Below are 17024 nucleotides of genomic sequence, written 5' to 3'. Positions count from 1 at the left end.
GTAGCTGGCCATTGGCATATGTGGCCCTGATCGCACATGGGCAAAAGAATTCGACACCGATGAGAGCATGGAACCCGTGACCACCCACCAGGTACCCGCTGACCGCACATGGCACAGCGGTCATCCGCGTAATCAGCGGACGTTCGCGCAGTCGACCAAGCTGCAGGACGTCCTCTACGAGATCCGCGGCCCGGTACACGAGCAGGCCTCCCGGCTCGAGGCCGAGGGCCACCGGATCCTCAAGCTCAACATCGGTAACCCGGCGCCGTTCGGCTTCGAGGCGCCCGACGTGATCATGCGCGACATGATCGCCGCACTCCCCCACGCCCAGGGCTACTCCGACTCCAAGGGCATCGTGTCCGCGCGCCGCGCGGTGGTCACCCGCTACGAGCTGGTCGAGGGCTTCCCCCGGTTCGACGTCGACGACGTCTTCCTGGGCAATGGCGTCTCCGAGCTCATCACCATGACGCTGCAGGCGCTGCTCGACAACGGCGACCAGGTGCTGATCCCGGCGCCGGACTACCCGCTGTGGACGGCGTCGACGGCGCTGGCCGGCGGCACCCCGGTGCACTACCTGTGCGACGAGACGCAGGGCTGGAACCCCGACATCGCCGACCTGGAGTCGAAGATCACCGACCGCACCAAGGCGATCGTCGTGATCAACCCGAACAACCCCACCGGCGCGGTGTACAGCCGCGAGACGCTCGAGTCCATCGCGAACCTCGCGCGCAAGCACCAGCTGCTGCTACTGGCCGACGAGATCTACGACAAGATCCTCTACGACGAGGCCAAGCACATCCCTATGGCGTCGGTGGCGCCCGACATGCTGTGCCTGACGTTCAACGGCCTGTCCAAGGCCTACCGCGTGGCCGGCTACCGCTCCGGCTGGCTCGCCATCACCGGCCCCAAGGAGCACGCGTCCAGCTTCCTGGAGGGCATCAGCCTGCTGTCCAACATGCGGCTGTGCCCGAATGTGCCTGCGCAGCACGCCATTCAGGTGGCCCTCGGCGGACACCAGAGCATCGAGGACCTGATCCTGCCCGGCGGCCGGCTGCTCGAACAGCGTGACGTCGCGTGGAACAAGCTCAACGAGATTCCGGGCGTCTCCTGCGTCAAGCCCGAGGGCGCGCTGTACGCGTTCCCGCGGCTGGACCCCGAGGTACACGAGATCCGGGACGACGAGCAGCTGGTGCTCGACCTGCTCCTGCAGGAGAAGATCCTGCTCACGCAGGGCACCGGATTCAATTGGCCCACACCGGATCACCTGCGCATCGTGACGCTGCCGTGGGCCCGCGACCTGGCCGCCGCCATCGAGCGCCTCGGCAACTTCCTGGCGAGCTACCGCCAGTAATCTCCCCGGGGATTTGTGCACGATTTTCCGCGCCCGCCGCGGAAAATCGTGCACAAATCACTGGTGTTTCAGGCCCGCGATGAAGGTCCGCAGCAGTGCGGCGAGGGTGTCTTCGAACTCGGTGCCGGGTTCGGGTTGGTTGACGGAATCGATTGCGGCCCAACCCCATACCGCGCCGACGAACGCGTGGATCGCGGCGGTCAGCAGCACCAGGTGCTGACGATCCAGCGGCAGCCGGGGCCTGAGGGTCTCGCGGAGCCGGTCCTCGACGTCGCGCGCCTGCGTGCGCACCGTCTCGGCCGCTTCGGATGTCAGCCGGTTCATCAACACCGGCGCCGCGCTGATCAGATCGCAGAGCACCGGGCGCTGCGCGAGCGTGTACGCCAAAGCCTTTGCCGCATTGCGCCGTTCGTCATGCAGGTGGGCCTGCAGGTCGTCGAGCCAGCCCAGGTGCTCGTGGTACATCACCAGGAGCAGCAGCGCCTCCCGGGAGCCGGCGTAACGCAGCACCCCGGATTTGGCCAGGCCCGCCGCGGCGGCGACGTCGCCGAGCGTCAGCTCGCTGGCCCGGGTGCTGTCCAGGAGCGCGCGGGTGACCTCGGTCAGCCGGCGCAGGCGGTCCTCCCGCTGCTCCGGGCTGCGCGCCCGCGCAAACGTCAGTGCCCGTGGTGAATCCGGCGAATCCATTGCCTAATAGAACAACGTTCCGTTAACTTGGTCAACATGACACACCACTACGAAGTCCGGGTCACCCGCCATGCGCAGGCCATGCCGAGCACGCTTTTCGAAGTGGTGTCGGACGGCTCCCGCTGGTCCGAGTGGGCGCGTCCCCTGATCAACTACTCGGCCTGGGAGACCCGCGGACCTGCCGATGACGGCGGCGTCGGGGCCATCCGCGCCGTCGGTACGCCCCGGTTTCCCGCCCGGGAGCAGACGATGATCCACGAGCCCGGCCGGCGGCACGGCTACACCATCATCTCGAAGACCCCGGTACGGAACTACCAGGCGCAGGTGACCTTCACGCCCGAGCCGGACGGCACCCGCATCGATTGGCAGGGGACCTTCGAAAGCCCTTGGCGCATCGTCGGTCTGGGTTACCGGGCCGTGGTCAAGTACGTGCTGACGACGCTGTCCGCCAAGCTGGTGATCGAGGCGGAGCGTCGGGAAGCTCTCAGGCCGACCCCCTAGGCTGACTCGGGTGGCGCACTCGCATACCCACTCGCACAGTTCCGGCCCGGCGCCGCTCAGCCCGCTGGCCGCGAAGATCGTCGTCGGCCTCCTGGCGGTGATCGGGCTGGCGACCGTGATCGGCGCCGTCGTGCTGTGGCCGCACGGCAAGGCCGTCGACATCCCGCTGCCGTTCCAGAACGCCCACGGCGGCGCCGTGAGCACCGAGGCCGGGCACGTCGTGTCGACGGGCATGAACAACTGCGGCAGCCCGTCGGTCGGCGCGGTGCTGACGTCGGCTCCGGTCACCGCACCGCCGGGCGCCGGGAGTTGCGTGCAGTCATTGATCGGCATCGACTCCGGCCCGAACTCGGGCGCCGAGACGCTGCTCGAGTTCAGCACCGGCCCCGGCCAGCCGCACCTCGCCGCCGGTGACCACATCCGGGTGACCCGCCAGGTCGACGACTCCGGCACCACCACCTACGCCTTCTTCGACTTCGAGCGCACGTGGCCGCTCGTCGCGCTGGCTGCCGTCTTCGCCGTGGTGGTGGTCGCGGTGGCCCGCTGGCGCGGATTGCGGGCGCTGGTCGGTATCGCCGTCGCGTTCGTGGTACTGACGGTCTTCCTGCTCCCGGCGCTGCGGGACGGCGGCTCGGCCATCCCGGTCGCACTCGTCGCGTCGTCGGTGATCCTGTACGCGGTGATCTACCTGGCGCACGGCGTCAGCCTGCGCACCAGCGCCGCCCTGCTCGGCACCCTGAGCTCGCTGCTGTTGTCGGCGGTGTTGTCCTGGGGTGCAATCGAATTGGCGCACCTGACCGGGTTGTCCGAAGACCAGAACAACGAGATCGCGGCCTACATGGGGTCCGTGTCGATCACCGGGCTGTTGCTCGCCGGCTTCATCATCGGGTCGCTGGGTGTGCTCAACGACGTCACCGTCACGCAGGCGTCGACGGCCTTCGAACTGGCCGAACACGGCGCGTCCCGGCGGGCCATCTTCACCGGTGCCATGCGGGTGGGGCGCGACCATATCGCCAGCACCGTCTACACGCTGGTGCTCGCCTACGCCGGCAGTGCGCTGCCGCTGCTGCTGTTGTTCAGCGTGGCCAACCGGTCGTTGGGCGACGTGCTGACCAGCGAGAGCGTGGCGATCGAGATCGCCCGGTCGGCAGTCGGCGGCATCGCGCTGGCGCTGTCGGTACCGCTGACCACCGCCATCGCGGCGGTGCTGGCTACACCGCGTCCGACTCGATGAGCTCGGTCGCCGCGAGCGCCGATGCCAGGTCGTCGTGCCGGAACGCCGAGGTGACGTGGTCGTGCACGACACGGAACGCGGTCGCGGCCTCGCGGTCGGCACCGCCGCCGGTGATGGTCTGCTCGACGACCACGACGCCGTCGTGCACGAACATCCGGCCGACCGTCGACTTCTCGTCGAGGTCGGTTGCCCAGGCCCGCAACGCATTCCGCCCCTGGGTGGCGCCGTTCGCGTCACCGATCTCGATGTCACCGCTCGACAGCTTGTCCAGGGTGTCCAGGTCGCGGTCGTTGAGGGCGTCGATCCAGGCGAGAACCGTCGCGATCTCGGAAGTCGTCATGTCTGCGAACCTACCTGACCTCAGAACGCCGAGTGGTCGACCCAGCGCTGCCACACGGCGGCGTCGCCGATCACCTCCAGGCCGGCCTCCTCGACCGTCTGCCGGCGGTTGACGGCCAGCAGCAGCCCGGTCACCGGACCCCGCACTGCCGCATCACCTTTGGCGTGCTGATGCGACCAGCCGAACCCGTCCTCGTCGTTGACCACCAGCCACTCGCCGGTGGGGCCGAGTTCGGATTCGGCGGCATGCAGGTGCAGCGACCGCCCGCGCTCCAGCGGCGGATCCCCGGCGGGCGCCATCAGCGCCACGCGTTCCAGCGTCTCGGTCACCCCGTCGGCGGCCAGCTCGGGATCGAGCACGAACGGAAGGCCCAGCGCCAGAGCGGCATCGGCGCGATGCACAGTCTGCTCGTGCACGCGACGCCGGATCCACCATCCGGCGGGCTTCGGCCCGAGGAACGTCCACACCTTCGCATCCGACCCGACGTGTTCGACGGCGTCGACCAGGGCCTGCGCACTGGCATTCAGCCAGTCGATGGCAGCGTCGAGGTCCTCCGGCGGTTTCCCATCCCGAACCTCGCGGGGATCGAGTGCCTCCTTGCGGTGCTCGGCGACGATCTGCGCGCACCAGCGGTTGCCACGGCCGACGTGTTTGAACAGCTGCTTGAGGGACCAGCCCGGGCAGGTGGGCACCGGCGTATCCAGGTCGGCTTTGCGGATGATGTCGCCGAATGCGGCGGTTTCCTCGATCAGGGCTGTGCGGAAGGCCATTTCACGACGGTACCGCTGCACGCGCCTGCCCGAGTGCGATCGGCAATGCCGCCCAGCCACGGAGCACGCGAGTGTCGCGCCGGGTACCGGGGCCCGCGAGTTGCGCGTCGGGGAACCGCTCGAAGAACGTCCGCAGACCCACTTCTCCTTCGGAACGGGCCAGCGCCGCACCGAGGCAGAAGTGCCGTCCGCCCGAGAACGAATGGTGCTTGCCCGCGTTGGCGCGGGTGACGTCGAAGCGGTGTGGGTCGGGGAAGACGGCCGGGTCCCGGTTGGCGCCCGCCAGGTAGACGACGACGGGCTCACCGGCGCCCACGTGGTACCCGGCGATGTCGACGTCCACCCTGGCGATGCGGGCCGACAGCTGGACCGGCGAGTCGAGCCGCAGGATCTCTTCGACGGCGGTGGGCCAGAGGTGGGGCTGCGCCTGCAGCAGGGCCAGTTGATCGGGATGCTGCAACAACATTCGGATGCCGTTGCCCAGCAGATTCACCGTGGTCTCGAACCCGGCGGCCAGCACGAGGCCCGCGGTGGCCCGGAGTTCTTCGTCGTTGAGCCGGGCGCCCCCGTCGCTGGCGGCGATGAGCTGGCTCATGAGGTTGTCGCCGGGATTGGCCCGGAGCTCGCGGAGGTGCGTGGCCAGCCAGGTGTTGAAGCCGTCCAACCCGTCCTCGACGCTGAGGTACTGCTGCCAGGTCAGCCCGATGTCCAGGCTGGGCGCGGCCAGTTCACCGAATTCGAGGATGCGCGACCGGTCATGCTCGGGCACCCCGAGGATGTCCGCGATCACCGTGACGGGCAGCTGCGAGCAGTAGCTGTCCACGATGTCCACGGTGGCCCCCGCCGCGAGCTCGTCGATCAGTCCGGTCGCGGCCTCCTGCACCCGTTCCCGCAATGCCGCGACGGCCCGCGTGGTGAACACCGCCGAGACGGTCTTGCGGTAGCGCGTGTGCTGCTCGCCGTCGACCGACAGCAGCGACGGCGGCAGTAGCGGATGCAACCGGCCCTTGACGGTGGTCTTGTTCTCCAGCCAGCCGAGGACGCCGGGCAGCGTCCCGCCGATCTGCGTGACGGTGAAGTCATCCGAACGCAGAATCTGATGCACGAGAGCATGATCCGCGGTGATCCAGGCCGCCCGGCCGCGGTACATCCGGCCGCGGCTGCGCAGTTCGTCGGCGAACGCGCCGGGGTCGGTCCGCACCGCCGGGTCGGCGATGAGCCGGCCCTGGAGGTCGCCGTGCCGCGCGCCGTATGCGGCGAGCTTGCGGATGACGGCGTGCAGCGCGAACCAGTTGAGCCGTTGCCTCAGCGTCATGGAGCCGAGCTTAGGCACGCCCGTCGCCGTCGGGCTACATACTGCAGTCGGAAATCAGGGCGTCAGATTGCGGCCCAGGGCGTGCACCCGCCAGCCCGCAGCCTGCCATTTTCCGACGTCGAGGCAATTGCGGCCGTCGACAACCACTTTCACCCGGACGGTGGCCGCCAGCTGTTCGGGGTCCAGGTCCAGGAACTCCTGCCATTCGGTCAGGACCAGCACGGCGTCGGCGCGGTCGCAGGCCTCGAGGACGGAGGTGGAGTAGTTCAGTGTCGGGAAGACCCGGCGGGAGTTGTCCATGGCCTTGGGGTCGTAGACGTTGACGGCCGCGCCGTTGAGCTGCAGCATGCCGGCCACGTTGAGGGCGGGCGAGTCACGCACGTCGTCGGACTCGGGCTTGAACGCCGCACCCAGCACCGCGATGTTGGCGCCCAGCAGCGTGCCACCGCACGCCTTGTTGGTCAGCTCCACCATCCGGGTGCGCCGGCGCATGTTGATGCTGTCGACTTCGCGCAGGAACGTCAGCGCGGGGTCGGCGCCGAGTTCACCGGCGCGGGCCATGAAGGCGCGGATGTCCTTGGGCAGGCAACCACCACCGAAACCCAAGCCCGCGTTGAGGAATCGCCGGCCGATGCGGGGGTCGTAGCCCAGTGCGTCGGCCAGCACGGTGACGTCGGCGTTGGTCGCTTCACACACCTCGGCGATGGCGTTGATGAATGAAATCTTGGTGGCCAGAAAGGCGTTCGCGGAGGCCTTGACCAGTTCGGCGGTCTGCAGGTCGGTCAGCAGGAACGGCACGCCGCGCTCCAGGATCCGGGCGTACAGCTCCCGGATCGCCGCTTCGGCGCGCTGCGAATCCGCTTGCACGCCAAGCACGATGCGGTCCGGGTGCAGGGTGTCCTTGACGGCGAATCCTTCGCGCAGGAACTCCGGGTTCCACGCCACCTCGACGTCGATGCCCGCCGGCGCCAGCTCGCGGGCCCGGGCCCCGAGTTCGGCGGCGGTACCCACCGGCACGGTGGACTTGCCGACGATCACCGCGGACCGGCGCAGCCGCGGCACAAGGGTGTCGATGACGGACTGCACGTAGCGCAGGTCGGCGGCGTACTCCCCTTTCTTCTGCGGGGTGCCCACGCCGAGGAAGTGCACGTCACCGAACTCGGCGGCCTCGTCGTAGTCGGTGGTGAAGTGCAGCCGCCCGGCTTCGATGTTGTCGCGCAGCATCTTCCGCAGCCCGGGCTCGTAGAACGGGATGTCACCGGCCGCCAGCTTCGCGATCTTGCCGGGGTCGACGTCGACGCCGAGGACCTCATGGCCGAGCTCCGCCATGCCGGCGGCGTGCGTCGCCCCAAGGTAGCCGGTACCGAACACGGTGCATCTCATAGTGCCTTGATAGGCAGCCGTGATGAGCGCGGCGCGAAGTGACACTGAGCGTCAGGCCAACGGCAGATGACAAACAGCCGCCGGCCTGACGGACGTCAGTTGTTCTTCTGGCAGAAGATCAGGAAGCAGGTCTGCTTGGGCTGCTTCGGCTTCTTGCCGGAGTCACCGGGGTAGTCGCCCGGGTACCCGTTCGAGCCGCCCGGGTACTGGTTTCCGGGGTAGCCGTTGCCGGGGTACTGGTTTCCGGGATAGCCGTTGCCCGGGTAGTTGCCGGGGTAGTCGTCGTCGTGACCGCGGCCGCCGCGACTCGGGTAGTCCGGGTAATTGTTGCCCGGGATCCACTGCGGCTGCTGCGGACGCGGCACCCACGGATTCCAGGCCGGCGGCTGCTGACCGGGCATCACGTAGACCGGCGGCGGCAGCACTGCCGGAGCCGGGGCCGGAACCGCCGCGGGCGGGGGTTCGACGGGAGCGGCCGGCACGTCGGGCATCGACACCGGGACGGGTGCCGGAGCCGGCGCGGGGGCTTCCGGAGCGGGCGCGGAGACATGCACCTGCGGCGCGGATTCCTTGACGACCTGCGGCGCGTCGACGTGGCGCGGAGCCTGAACCTGCGCCTCGGGTGCCGGTTCGGGGGCAGCTGCCGGTGCCGGGGCGGGCGGCGGGACGGCGGCCGGCGGCGGCGCGGGAGCGACGACCGGAGCGCTGGGCACGATGGCGGCCTGTGCCGGCGCGGGCCGTTGATCGACCGTCGGCCGGATGCTCACCGCAAGCGAAATGGCAAGGGCCACAACGCCGACGACGAAGATCGAGGTGAGCGCGCTACCGACCAGCAGGAAGGGCTTGCGGCCCTGGTCGGCGACCACGGGGGCGTCGCCCAGCTCGTCGAAACCGAACTCGTCGGCCGTCAGCAGCGGCGCCGCCAGCGGAGCCGCGGCAGCGACACCACCCGGTGCGGCCGAGTAGGCCAGGCCGGCGGTGGCAGCGTCGAACATCGGCGCGCTGGCCGAGGCGAGGGCGGCACCACGAGCCAGCGCCAGGTCGGCGTCGCCCGGGGCGTTCACCGGGATGTCGAGCAGCTCGGCCAGGTGCGCCTGCACCGCGGTGACGTCGACGCCGGATCCGACGACGAACATGCCCTGCGGCGAGGTATCGGCAGTGGCGACGGCGGCTGCCATGTCGCCGAGGACGGCCATGGCGTCGGTGCTGTGCAGGCTGCGGCTCAGCACCTTCGAGATGGCACCATCGGCATCGACGACGGACATGGTGGCGGTGTCGCGGTCGACGAACAGCAGACCGGTGCTCGAGTAGCCGACGGCCCGGCCTGCAGCCTGTGCCAGCGACCCCGCGGCGTGCAGCTCGGAGACCATCATGACGTCCTTGACGCCTGCGGCGTCCAACGCGTCGCGCAACTGCGCGGCGGCGTCGTGGTCACTCCATGCGACGCCCACCGATTTCAGGTGGTGGCCGCCTTCCTCGGCGCTCTCCCGGGTACCCAGGATCGCGCTGACAACCTGCTCAACCGGCGTTGCTGAACCGTCGGCCGTCTGCGTTTCGAAAATATCGTGGTCGACGATCTCGCCGTCGGCCTTTTCACCCTCAACCAGCGCCATACGCACCGTGGTTGGCGTCATAGACACACCCAGAACGATGTCCACTGACCCTCCAATAGTGTTCGCTACGCTATCTAGGCCGACACCGAGAATTCCCTGCCGCGCAGGCCACAACCAGATACTTCATCGCAGCGAACGGCGGAGTCGTTACCGATTCCCCCAGCTCATGGAGCCACGATGCAGTTCTTGCCGCGGCGCTGGCTCACATGGTCCCGCCAATGCCGGTGGTTCAACCCTACCCGCGTTCGGCGTAGATGACCTAAGCAGTTTCAGGCGTCCTCGGCGTCCGGGCGAGGCTGCTTCAACAGATCGGTCAGCGAGCTGGAACCCGTCGGGCGGCGGGTGCCCAGGTGGCCGTGCACGCCCTCCGCGTAGGCCGTTTCGGCGTGCTGGGTGAAGTCGACGCCGGCGGTCTCGTCCTCGGCGCTGAGCCGGAAACCCATGACCCTGTCGATGATCTTGCCGAGGACGAACGTCGCCGTGAAGGCGTACGCGGCGACGACGGCCATCGCGAGCAACTGCTTGCCGAGCTGGGCGAATCCGCCGCCGTAGAAGAGGCCGCGGACGCCGCCGGTCATGACATCCGTCGCCAGCAGGCCGATCAGCACGACGCCGACGACACCGCCGACGAAGTGCACGCCGACGACGTCGAGCGAGTCGTCGTAGTTGAGCTTGAACTTGAGGCCGACCGCGAACGAGCAGACCACACCGGCCAGCAGGCCGACGATGAGCGCGCCCAGCGTGTTGACCGTGCCGCACGACGGGGTGATCGCGACCAGGCCGGCGACGACGCCGGACGCCGCGCCGAATGTCGTCGGCTTACCGTCGCGTACCTGCTCGACGGTGAGCCAGCCCAGCATGCCGAGACAGCCTGCGACCAGGGTGTTGAGGAAGATCGCAGCGGCGGTGCCGTTGGCGGCCAGCGCCGAGCCCGCGTTGAAGCCGAACCAGCCGAACCACAGCAGACCGACACCGAGCAGAACGAACGGCAGGTTGTGCGGGCGCATGGCGTCCTGCTTGAAGCCGATGCGCGGGCCCAGCACGATGGCGAGCGCCAGCGCCGAGGCGCCCGACGCGATCTCGACGACCAGGCCGCCCGCGTAGTCCAGCGCGCCCATCTTGGCGAGCCAGCCGTCCGGACCCCAGACCCAGTGCGCGATCACGCTGTAGACGACGATCGCCCAGATCGGCACGAACACCATCCACGCCGAGAACTTGGCGCGGTCGGCGATGGCGCCGCTGATCAGGGCGGCGGTGATGATGGCGAACGTCAGCTGGAAGGTGGCGAACAGCAGCTCCGGGACGGCGCCGTGCGTGGTGCTGGGGCTGATGCCGAGCATGCCGAAGTGCTCGAGGTTGCCGAGGAAACCGTCGCCGTCGGAGAAGGCCAGCGTGTACCCGAGCACGAGCCACGCCACCGTCACCAGCGGAATCGAGATGAAGCTCATCATGATCATGTTGAGCACGCCGGTCGTGCGGACCATGCCGCCGTAGAAGATGGCCAGGCCCGGCGTCATCAGCAGGACGAGAGCGGTGCTGGCGAGCAGCCAAGCGGTGGCGGCGGGATCGATGCCTTGCACGTGAGACTCCTTCGACAATCTTGACGAGGATGTATCGGCGGCGTTTCCGGCACGCGGCGACTGCGTTTCCGACTTGTTACACCAGCCTCACATGGGTATTTGGGGCGTGGTTCCCCGTGAAACAAGTGGCGGTTAGACGCTGGTGGTTCCGGGTATCAGGGTGTTCATGTTGAAGCGCACAACTGCAGCTGCCGCCCTGCTCACTGCACCCGTTTTTGTGCTGGCCGCCTGCAACTCCTCCAACCAGAACACGTCGAAATCATCGACCTCGGCGCCGCCGACCACCTGGACCCAGGCCAATCCGTCCGCGCTGAACGTCGTGCTGAAGACCTCCGACGGCAGGCCCGTCGCGAACGCCTCGATCGACTTCACCGACGGCTACGCCACCGTGACCGTGGAGACCACCGGCGGCGGCATCCTCGCCCCGGGTAGCCACGGCATGCACATCCATTCCGTCGGCAAGTGCGAAGGCGACTTCACCTCGGCCGGCGGCCACCTGCAGGTCGCGGGGCACACCGGGCATCCGGCGAGCGGTGACCTGACGCCGCTGAACATCCGCGGCGACGGCACCGGGAAGGTCGTCGCGACGACCGACGCATTCACCGAAGCCGGTCTGAAGGGGCCCGAAGGCAGTGCGCTGATCATCCACCAGGGGCCGGACAACTTCGCCAACATCCCGCCGCGCTACACCCACAACGGCACACCTGGGCCGGACGCCGAGACGTTGGCGACCGGTGATGCCGGTGGGCGGGTGGCGTGTGCAGTGCTCGCCCCTGCGGGTTCTACTTCGTCTTCGTCTCCGTCTACTTCGACGTCGACCGCGACGGTCACCGAGACGACGGGCGTGCCGGTGGCGCCGCCGGTGACGTCTTCGAGCGCGACTTCGACGTCCACTTCCCCGACATCTACTACTCCGTCGACCACGACCACTACTTCCACGACGGTGCCGACCACGAGCACGACGATTCCCACCAGCCCGGTCGCGCCGGTGAACCCGATGCCGGGTGGCTGAGTTTGGTCTAGGCGTTGACCCTGTATCGAGGGCGCAAAAGGTCGAGTAAGTGGTGCCCTGGTTACAGGGTCAACGGCGGCGAGCAGCCCGTGTGCGTTGATCCTGCGGCCACGGCGAGAAACGCCGAGTAGCGCACCCCTCCACCGCGGACTCAGCACTCAGGTGGCGTTGACTGCGAATCTACGTAGCCCGCGACTCGCAGAAGTTCTGCGTCAGTTCGCAGTCAACGGGGCTAGGGCTTGACGAAGTTCAGGTACGACCGCGAGGGCGTGGGGCCGCGCTGTCCCTGGTACTTGGAGCCCACCTTGTCACTGCCGTAGGGGTGCTCCGCCGGGCTGGTCAGGCGGAGCAGGCAGAGCTGGCCGATTTTCATGCCGGGCCACAGGGTGATCGGCAGGTTGGCGACGTTCGAGAGCTCGAGCGTGATGTGCCCGGAGAAGCCCGGGTCGATGAAGCCCGCCGTGGAGTGCGTCAGCAGGCCGAGCCGGCCCAGTGAGCTCTTGCCCTCGAGACGGCCCGCCAGATCGTGTGGCAGCGTGCAGGTTTCGAGTGTCGAGCCCAGCACGAACTCGCCCGGGTGGAGGACGAAGGGCTCGCCTTCGGCGGGCTCGACCAGCGTGGTCAGCTCGTCCTGCTGCTGCGCCGGGTCGATGTGCGTGTAGCGGGTGTTGTTGAAGACCCGGAACAGGCTGTCCAGCCGGACGTCGACGCTGGAGGGCTGCACCATCGAGTCATCGAACGGGTCGATGCCGAGACGTCCAGCAGCGATTTCAGCACGAAGATCGCGATCGGAGAGGAGCACGTGGGGAGCCTATCGGGCCGAGTTGATATCCTGCAGCGGCACCATGCCGATGTAGTTCAATGGCAGAACATCAGCTTCCCAAGCTGAATACGCGGGTTCGATTCCCGTCATCGGCTCCACACACATGCAGGTCAGGGCCCTATCGCGAGTCCATCGACCAACGTCGAATCGGCCGAATCCCGTATTTTCCCCGTAAATTGGGTCAGCCAGTCCCGTTGCTAGCCCATTCGTCCAGCACAGCACTGGTATCCGGTCCCGCGGTAACCCGCTGCACGTAGTGCTTCTCGGTCGTCGCGATCTGCGCGTGTCCGAGTTGCTGCTGTGCCGCCTCCACCCCGAGCAGGTCACGCACAGCCGTGCCATTGGTCTTGCGCCCAGCGTGCAGATGGAACCAGCGGAGGTGCTCGTGCGGCTTGAGCGCCTGCCGTAGCGAGTCCGCGATGTTCGCTCGACTGAGCAGTCCACCGTTGCGATTGGTGAGCACGACGCCGTCCGTGCCGCCGTCTGGCCCCGTAACCCCGTACAGGTCGGTGAGTACCTTCACGGCGAACTTCGGCAGCGTCACAGTGTGCTCTGGCGTGTGGCCTTTCCTCCATGGCTGCCGGTGAATCGGCTTGCCCGCGATCCGGCCCGACTCCACCACCGTCCCGGTGATCGTCACGGTCGGAGGATCAGCGAGAAGGTCAACGTCCTCCCACCGGATCGCCAGCACCTCGGACGGCCGCGCTCCCGTCGCAACGAGCAGCTCGACGTAGGCCGGCAGCATCGGAGCCCGACGCGGCCCCGGCCCCTTGCGGTCGCAGAACGCCCTGACGGCGTGGCGCACCTGTTCGAACTCGATCGCGGTCAGCGCGCGCACTCGTTTGCGTTCGACCTTGGCAGTCTTGGTCTCCCGGATTGGGTTGTGCCGACAGCAATCGAACCTGACTGCGAGCCCGTACATGCCGACCAGGATGATTCGCATGTAGGTGGCGGCCGACGTCGGCAGTGCCTTGAGGTGAGCGTCGGCACGGCTGGTCGTCAGCTCCGCGATCCGCAGCGCACCGAGCTGCTCCTCGCCGTGCAGCCGCCACGCATCTCGGTAGATAGTTTCGGTCCGCTCGCCGATCCGATCCTCCGCCACCTTGACTGGGACCCACGCCTGGAACAGTTCGGAAAGCGTTGTGCAGCGGTTGATTACGCCGGTCGGTTCACCGGCTTCTAGCTCAGTTTGTATGCGCCGCTTTAGTTCTCGGCGCGCGTCCTCCGCCGACTTCCGCGACGTGGCTTCGCGCTCCCTCAGCTTGCCGTTGTGAAGTCGCACATACGTTGTGGCCGAGAAGATTTCACCACGACGTGCGTTGGTGATTTTTCCGTGCTCGCCCGGCGCGAGCCGTTGTCTAGGCATCTAGATCTTCGCCACTCCGTTCAAGCGCCGCAGCAAGCATCTTGCGCCGCTGCTCCAGCGACCGAATAGTCCCCCGATAATGCGCGGCATCGGCTTCAAGCTGCTTGCGGTACTGCGCTTCCAGCAACAGCGGAGCCTTTTCAACCCGCGCGAGTCCGTCACGCAAAGACTTCAGCTCGTCGTCAATGCCATTGATCTGGGCAGCCAGCAACAGCCGCTGATGCGCGTCGCGGTCCCGAATGCCGGTCGGTGTCAGATCCGAAGTCCCAGTGAACCATCCAACAAAGTCCTCCTGACTCATGCTTGTCCCCGGGAGTACTTCAACCGGCTGCGTCGGTCCCGTTGGCAACAAAAGTTCTAGCGGTGAGACGTCGAGCGCAGCTGCCAAGACAATCAGCTCGGCGACGCTCAGGACGCCGCCCCGGTGACCCGAGTCGAGCTTCGCGATCACCGTGGCGGGAATCCGGAACCCGAGCTGACCGGTGCGGTCGCTGATCCAACGTGCAGAGTGCGACGACCGCAACTCTTTGGCCGTCGCACCTATTCGCTTGACGAGCGATTCGGCCCATCGTTTCCCGTCATCATCAGCGTGCTGATCATCATGCGCCATGCAGCAGAACTCTAGCGCGTGCACTTGCGTGCCGCGAAGTGCTTGATTACGGTTTGCGTAGTACGCATTATTCGCGACACGCAACAAGGAACGGGGTCATGGTCAACAAAAGCAACGGTGTTGAAGAGATCATGGAGCGCCTGAGCGTAAGCCGCAGAAAGGTTTTCGCGCTCTGGGCGGACGGATCGCTGGGCTGGATCAGGATTGGTCGGCGGCGATTTTCGACCGACCGCCAACTCGACGAGTTCCTGGCCAAGTTGGAGCAGGCCGCCAGCAACGGCGAGGTCGCCTGAGTTGCGGCACTACCCACAGGCTGACCACTGCGACCTCGGCCTGGTCGACGACGACAACACCCCCGACTTGACGAAAGGCCTCCCTGCAATCGAGGCCCTTCGTCCAGAACGACCGCGCAGTCTCCACGACCGCCAAAGGAAGTCCCATGCCCACGATAACGCCTGACGACGCAAACGTCTCGGCTCGCCCGAAGCTGACCGTTGTCGGCGGGAAAGCATCGCGCACGCCGCGCCCAGCCTGCCCCGCGCCTTCGCCGGTCGACCCTCTCGAGGCCGAAGCCGCAGCCTTGCCGGACGAGTTCCACCCTGAAGAGATCGACGCCGTAATCGCGCTCTTCCGCCTGATCCGTTCGAGCCGGCGGCGTGAACTCTGCACCGGAGGGGACGCCGGATAAGTGGGCCGCACCTATCCACCACGCAGGCCACATCGAAAGTCGAGGTGACGGCCCAGTGGCGCGCGCGCAAGCAGTGTTTCCCGGGAAGTTGTTCAACGATGAAGGGTTTCGCGCTTTAAGTTCGGGGCCGCAGCGTCTTTTGATGTGGCTGTGGGTTCATCCCGACCTGTCGATGGCCGGCACGATCGGCATCCATTTCAGCGAGTGGGCCTCTGCGACAGGCGATCTCGATGAACTGACGATCGTCGCGGATCTTCACACCCTGAAAGAGGCTGGCTGGATTGACCACGACCAGGGTCAGCTTTGGATCCGGCCCTTCCTGGACCTTGACGGCGCCGCGCGGGGTGGCCCTCAGAAGTACGCGTCAGTCGCACGGGCGCTCACCGGGTTGCGCTCTCAGCGATTGCGCCAGTCTGCTTATCAGCAGTTCCGGAAGTACCCCCCACCACTACGGGACATACCGTCGGACGACGACAAGGCTGCGGCGAACGCCGCGAAATGGAACACATCGGTTTCGCGAGCACTTGCCGAATTCGAGGCATCGATGCTCACTCGCGGCGTACTGGAAGACATATCCGATACCCCATCCGATATCTCTTACGCGATACCCCATCCGATACCCCCCAGTGAGCATGAGCATGAGCATGAGCATGTAGTTGAGGACGACGCTGAGCCGCTTTGCACGGCATGCGGCAGCGATATCGAACCTGAGCGGCGAACCCCCGCAAGCCACCGCCACGACCTATGCATGCGGTGCTGGACCACCGAGTTCCCACAGCACGGGAAGGTGACGGCATGGTGAACGGGGAGCAGGCCTACCCGGCCTACGAAGCGACCGGCGCGTTGCACATCGCCTGCCCGAACTGCGGCGCCCAGGTAGGCGAGTACTGCGTCACTGCCGATGGCATCCGGCGCGTCCGTGACCGCCGCGTGCCGTGTGTCGCCCGCATGGCTGCGGCCGCTCGGGGCGGCAGCGCCTCTACAGCCTCGAGTCAAGGCTCGGGCGTGGCGTGGTCCCCGACGGACTGCATCGCGGCTCGGAAGCACAACTCGGGCGCTGACAGTTTCTCCGAGCCGCGCTACACGAGGGAGGACTGATGAGCGACATTTCAGACGCCGACTGGCTGCGCTATGCGGCGGCCATCGGCTGGCGGGCCGTAGGAATGGCCGCCGGTGCCTTCGAGCGTGCCGCCGGACGTGACGCTGGGCTGCGGGCCGTCGCGAGTGGCTTCGAGGCAACCGCGGCGGAGATCGGCGCGATCATGACTCGATCGGGCAGCATCGAGTGGTACTCCACGGGTTGGCCGGTCGCCTCTGTCGTCGACTTCGAAACCTGCGACTGCTCCTATGCGATGATTTGGCACCCCGACCCGCTGAACGAAATCAATAGCTACAACCCGGAACTCGCGCGCATACCCTGCCCTGGCGGCGGCGTGCACCGGCTGATCGTGCTGCTCCCAGGCATGATCGAGACCGCCACAGAGGCGGCGCCTGGTGGGTGAAGAGCGTGTCGTCGAGGTTGCCGGTGTCAGCGGGGTCATGATCTCGCGGCGGGTCGCAGCGCAGATCGTCGGTGTAGTCGACGTGCTCGAGGAGCTTCTACGCCGGCGCAGCAGCGTTCTACCGGCCTCGATCCGCGAGTTGCGGCAGGAATTGGACTACCACAGCAGGGCTCGTGCTGAGCCTCGCGTGAACGCGAGCGCGCGAATCGATGGTGAGGCGTTGCCGCACGATTCGACTGCAGTGGTATC

19 protein-coding genes and 1 tRNA gene are annotated in these 17024 nt (G+C 67.2%); 10 read left to right on the top strand and 10 right to left on the bottom strand.

Going from position 1 to position 17024, the window contains the following annotated elements; translation table 11 throughout:
* Positions 1-67 precede the first annotated feature (67 nt).
* Positions 68-1351 carry a pyridoxal phosphate-dependent aminotransferase gene (locus ACZ5IQ_RS01950; RefSeq protein WP_133428259.1) on the top strand — a complete coding sequence of 428 codons (1284 nt, stop codon included), beginning with the start codon at positions 68-70 and terminating at the stop codon, positions 1349-1351.
* A 57-nt stretch (positions 1352-1408) separates the two neighbouring features.
* Here ACZ5IQ_RS01950 and ACZ5IQ_RS01945 read toward each other — a convergent pair whose 3' ends face one another.
* Positions 1409-2038 carry a TetR/AcrR family transcriptional regulator gene (locus tag ACZ5IQ_RS01945; protein WP_464480711.1) on the bottom strand — a complete coding sequence of 210 codons (630 nt, stop codon included), beginning with the start codon at positions 2036-2038 and terminating at the stop codon, positions 1409-1411.
* Between the two features lie 36 nt (positions 2039-2074).
* Here ACZ5IQ_RS01945 and ACZ5IQ_RS01940 point away from each other — a divergent pair, with 36 nt between their 5' ends.
* Positions 2075-2539, top strand: coding sequence for an SRPBCC family protein (locus tag ACZ5IQ_RS01940; protein WP_464480710.1), 465 nt, complete (start codon positions 2075-2077; stop codon positions 2537-2539).
* 10 nt (positions 2540-2549) lie between these two features.
* Complete coding sequence (locus ACZ5IQ_RS01935) at positions 2550-3773, top strand: YibE/F family protein (protein ID WP_082934785.1); 1224 nt, start codon at positions 2550-2552, stop codon at positions 3771-3773.
* Here the strand turns inward: ACZ5IQ_RS01935 and ACZ5IQ_RS01930 are convergent.
* From ACZ5IQ_RS01930 to ACZ5IQ_RS01905, 6 genes are all read right to left on the bottom strand, one after another.
* Positions 3751-4113 (bottom strand): nuclear transport factor 2 family protein, encoded by a 363-nt coding sequence (locus ACZ5IQ_RS01930; RefSeq protein ID WP_064859798.1) that lies wholly within the window; start codon positions 4111-4113, stop codon positions 3751-3753. The genes ACZ5IQ_RS01935 and ACZ5IQ_RS01930 overlap by 23 nt on opposite strands.
* A 20-nt stretch (positions 4114-4133) precedes the next feature.
* Positions 4134-4883 (bottom strand): maleylpyruvate isomerase family mycothiol-dependent enzyme, encoded by a 750-nt coding sequence (locus ACZ5IQ_RS01925; protein ID WP_464480709.1) that lies wholly within the window; start codon positions 4881-4883, stop codon positions 4134-4136.
* A 1-nt stretch (position 4884) separates the two neighbouring features.
* Positions 4885-6192: a cytochrome P450 gene (locus tag ACZ5IQ_RS01920; RefSeq protein WP_464481407.1), complete on the bottom strand. Its 1308-nt coding sequence runs from the start codon at positions 6190-6192 to the stop codon at positions 4885-4887.
* A gap of 60 nt (positions 6193-6252) precedes the next feature.
* On the bottom strand, positions 6253-7581 hold the full coding sequence (locus ACZ5IQ_RS01915; RefSeq protein WP_464480708.1) for a UDP-glucose dehydrogenase family protein: 1329 nt from the start codon (positions 7579-7581) through the stop codon (positions 6253-6255).
* 95 nt (positions 7582-7676) lie between these two features.
* The gene (locus tag ACZ5IQ_RS01910) at positions 7677-9239 is read right to left on the bottom strand and encodes a DUF3824 domain-containing protein (protein WP_464480707.1); all 1563 of its coding nucleotides are present in this window, start codon (positions 9237-9239) and stop codon (positions 7677-7679) included.
* 224 nt (positions 9240-9463) lie between these two features.
* Entirely contained in the window at positions 9464-10774 is a 1311-nt protein-coding gene (locus ACZ5IQ_RS01905) for an ammonium transporter (protein ID WP_212808106.1), read from the bottom strand.
* A gap of 166 nt (positions 10775-10940) precedes the next feature.
* On the opposite strand from ACZ5IQ_RS01905, the gene ACZ5IQ_RS01900 reads away from it, so the two are divergent.
* A complete protein-coding gene (locus tag ACZ5IQ_RS01900) occupies positions 10941-11786 on the top strand; it encodes a superoxide dismutase family protein (protein ID WP_406775160.1) in 846 nt (281 codons plus the stop codon).
* A 232-nt stretch (positions 11787-12018) separates the two neighbouring features.
* Here the strand turns inward: ACZ5IQ_RS01900 and dcd are convergent, their stop codons facing one another.
* Complete coding sequence (gene dcd, locus ACZ5IQ_RS01895; RefSeq protein ID WP_133428252.1) at positions 12019-12588, bottom strand: dCTP deaminase; 570 nt, start codon at positions 12586-12588, stop codon at positions 12019-12021.
* Positions 12589-12633: 45 nt separating this feature from the next.
* Here dcd and ACZ5IQ_RS01890 point away from each other — a divergent pair.
* Positions 12634-12707: transfer RNA gene (locus ACZ5IQ_RS01890), tRNA-Gly, on the top strand.
* Positions 12708-12790: 83 nt separating this feature from the next.
* On the opposite strand, the gene ACZ5IQ_RS01885 is transcribed toward ACZ5IQ_RS01890, so the two are convergent.
* Both ACZ5IQ_RS01885 and ACZ5IQ_RS01880 read right to left on the bottom strand, forming a co-directional pair.
* The gene (locus ACZ5IQ_RS01885; RefSeq protein ID WP_406803194.1) at positions 12791-13975 is read right to left on the bottom strand and encodes a tyrosine-type recombinase/integrase; all 1185 of its coding nucleotides are present in this window, start codon (positions 13973-13975) and stop codon (positions 12791-12793) included.
* A complete protein-coding gene (locus ACZ5IQ_RS01880) occupies positions 13968-14585 on the bottom strand; it encodes a hypothetical protein (RefSeq protein ID WP_212808087.1) in 618 nt (205 codons plus the stop codon). Before ACZ5IQ_RS01880 ends, ACZ5IQ_RS01885 begins: the two co-directional genes overlap by 8 nt.
* Before the next feature lie 98 nt (positions 14586-14683).
* Here ACZ5IQ_RS01880 and ACZ5IQ_RS01875 point away from each other — a divergent pair, with 98 nt between their 5' ends.
* The 5 genes from ACZ5IQ_RS01875 (at position 14684) to ACZ5IQ_RS01855 (ending at position 16775) form a co-directional block, all read left to right on the top strand.
* Positions 14684-14878 carry a MerR family transcriptional regulator gene (locus tag ACZ5IQ_RS01875; RefSeq protein WP_212814997.1) on the top strand — a complete coding sequence of 65 codons (195 nt, stop codon included), beginning with the start codon at positions 14684-14686 and terminating at the stop codon, positions 14876-14878.
* 146 nt (positions 14879-15024) lie between these two features.
* Entirely contained in the window at positions 15025-15273 is a 249-nt protein-coding gene (locus tag ACZ5IQ_RS01870) for a hypothetical protein (protein ID WP_406803195.1), read from the top strand.
* A gap of 55 nt (positions 15274-15328) precedes the next feature.
* Positions 15329-16075: a hypothetical protein gene (locus tag ACZ5IQ_RS01865; protein WP_464480706.1), complete on the top strand. Its 747-nt coding sequence runs from the start codon at positions 15329-15331 to the stop codon at positions 16073-16075.
* Entirely contained in the window at positions 16069-16371 is a 303-nt protein-coding gene (locus ACZ5IQ_RS01860; protein WP_406803196.1) for a zinc finger domain-containing protein, read from the top strand. The genes ACZ5IQ_RS01865 and ACZ5IQ_RS01860 overlap by 7 nt, the downstream gene beginning before the upstream one ends.
* The gene (locus ACZ5IQ_RS01855; RefSeq protein WP_212808085.1) at positions 16371-16775 is read left to right on the top strand and encodes a hypothetical protein; all 405 of its coding nucleotides are present in this window, start codon (positions 16371-16373) and stop codon (positions 16773-16775) included. The genes ACZ5IQ_RS01860 and ACZ5IQ_RS01855 overlap by 1 nt, the downstream gene beginning before the upstream one ends.
* The last annotated feature ends 249 nt before the right edge of the window (positions 16776-17024 follow it).

The sequence above is a fragment of the Mycobacterium toneyamaense genome (genome assembly GCF_055384815.1).
The sequence above is the reverse complement of the archived record's forward strand: the minus strand, read 5'-3'. Positions and strand labels throughout refer to the sequence as shown.

Bases quoted from the DNA above. Each gene is read 5' to 3' on its own strand.
- ACZ5IQ_RS01950 (WP_133428259.1), top strand. From the start codon at position 68: ATGGAACCCGTGACCACCCACCAGGTACCCGCTGACCGCACATGGCAC.
- ACZ5IQ_RS01945 (WP_464480711.1), bottom strand. From the start codon at position 2,038: ATGGATTCGCCGGATTCACCACGGGCACTGACGTTTGCGCGGGCGCGC.
- ACZ5IQ_RS01940 (WP_464480710.1), top strand. From the start codon at position 2,075: ATGACACACCACTACGAAGTCCGGGTCACCCGCCATGCGCAGGCCATG.
- ACZ5IQ_RS01930 (WP_064859798.1), bottom strand. From the start codon at position 4,113: ATGACGACTTCCGAGATCGCGACGGTTCTCGCCTGGATCGACGCCCTC.
- ACZ5IQ_RS01925 (WP_464480709.1), bottom strand. From the start codon at position 4,883: ATGGCCTTCCGCACAGCCCTGATCGAGGAAACCGCCGCATTCGGCGAC.
- ACZ5IQ_RS01915 (WP_464480708.1), bottom strand. From the start codon at position 7,581: ATGAGATGCACCGTGTTCGGTACCGGCTACCTTGGGGCGACGCACGCC.
- ACZ5IQ_RS01900 (WP_406775160.1), top strand. From the start codon at position 10,941: ATGTTGAAGCGCACAACTGCAGCTGCCGCCCTGCTCACTGCACCCGTT.
- ACZ5IQ_RS01885 (WP_406803194.1), bottom strand. From the start codon at position 13,975: ATGCCTAGACAACGGCTCGCGCCGGGCGAGCACGGAAAAATCACCAAC.
- ACZ5IQ_RS01880 (WP_212808087.1), bottom strand. From the start codon at position 14,585: ATGGCGCATGATGATCAGCACGCTGATGATGACGGGAAACGATGGGCC.
- ACZ5IQ_RS01875 (WP_212814997.1), top strand. From the start codon at position 14,684: ATGGTCAACAAAAGCAACGGTGTTGAAGAGATCATGGAGCGCCTGAGC.
- ACZ5IQ_RS01870 (WP_406803195.1), top strand. From the start codon at position 15,025: ATGCCCACGATAACGCCTGACGACGCAAACGTCTCGGCTCGCCCGAAG.
- ACZ5IQ_RS01860 (WP_406803196.1), top strand. From the start codon at position 16,069: ATGGTGAACGGGGAGCAGGCCTACCCGGCCTACGAAGCGACCGGCGCG.
- ACZ5IQ_RS01855 (WP_212808085.1), top strand. From the start codon at position 16,371: ATGAGCGACATTTCAGACGCCGACTGGCTGCGCTATGCGGCGGCCATC.